General features: G+C 66.5%; 2 protein-coding genes. Both read left to right on the top strand.

What is annotated here, in order from left to right; genetic code table 11:
* Nucleotides 1–55: 55 nt before the first annotated feature.
* Nucleotides 56–250, top strand: a complete 195-nt coding sequence (locus tag IH26_RS56955) for a hypothetical protein (RefSeq protein WP_030443833.1) — start codon at nucleotides 56–58, stop codon at nucleotides 248–250.
* A partial coding sequence (locus tag IH26_RS0152680) for an SGNH/GDSL hydrolase family protein (RefSeq protein ID WP_483757050.1) occupies nucleotides 247–510 on the top strand: 264 nt, incomplete at its 3' end. The genes IH26_RS56955 and IH26_RS0152680, both read left to right, overlap by 4 nt.

Raw genomic sequence — 510 nt, 5'->3', positions numbered from 1 at the left:
CACCGATGCTTGTGGGAGCGCTCCCATCGACCTACCTCTATGAGTGGTGATTCCCGTGCGTAGGGTTCTGCTCTCCGTCATCCTCGCGATCGCCGCCGGCGTGGTCGCCGTGGCGTCGCCCGCGCACTCCGCTTCTCCCGTACGGATCATGGCAATCGGCGATTCGTGGGGCGGCTACATCCCGCTGCAGGACAAGCTGACCGCGTTCACCAAGCTGATCGGTCAATGCGGGCCCAGAACCCGGCCATGAAGATCATCGTCGTGCTGATCATCCCGATGAACGCGGCCGCCTGCTTCACCTGCCCGGCCGACGTGGCGGCGCTCGACAACGCGATCCCGGCGTGGGCCGCTGGCCTCACCACGGCCCAGTCGCCGATCTCCGTCGCAGGCCTGTGGACCGGGTACGACGCGGTCGCCGACAACGTCGACGGCGTGCACCCGAACGACACCGGCTTTCAGAAGATGTCCGACGCCTGGTATCCCGTACCGGCAAAGGTCTTGGGGGGAAGC

This window comes from Actinoplanes subtropicus, from assembly GCF_000721705.1.
Lineage (GTDB): Bacteria > Actinomycetota > Actinomycetes > Mycobacteriales > Micromonosporaceae > Actinoplanes > Actinoplanes subtropicus.
Note: the sequence above shows the minus strand (reverse complement) of the source record. Positions and strands in the feature narration are given on the sequence as shown.